1 protein-coding gene is annotated in these 217 nt (G+C 47.9%); it reads left to right on the top strand.

Translation table 11 applies throughout. The features are described 5' to 3' along the window. On the top strand, positions 1 to 217 hold a 217-nt coding region (locus FCV43_RS20135), incomplete at both ends, for a transposase (protein ID WP_170961708.1).

The following is a 217-nucleotide window of genomic DNA, read 5'->3' as shown; positions in this document are numbered from 1 at the left end:
TGTACCGTTAAGTTGTCCGTATTACACCTGCATCAGCCGTAGAGCCAAGCAAGTTGAGGTCTCATTTAAGACTAAAACGAGAGGAGCGATACAGCACCTAGCCATTGATGCAACTGGCCTTAAGGTTTATGGCGAAGGTGAATGGAAAGTCAAAAAACACGGTACGGATGGCAGGCGCAGAGTCTGGCGAAAGCTACTTATTGCCGTCGATACAAGC

The sequence above is a fragment of the Vibrio genomosp. F6 genome, from assembly GCF_005146325.1.
Classification (GTDB): Bacteria; Pseudomonadota; Gammaproteobacteria; order Enterobacterales; family Vibrionaceae; genus Vibrio; species Vibrio cortegadensis.
This window is presented reverse-complemented; position numbering and strand designations above follow the sequence as displayed.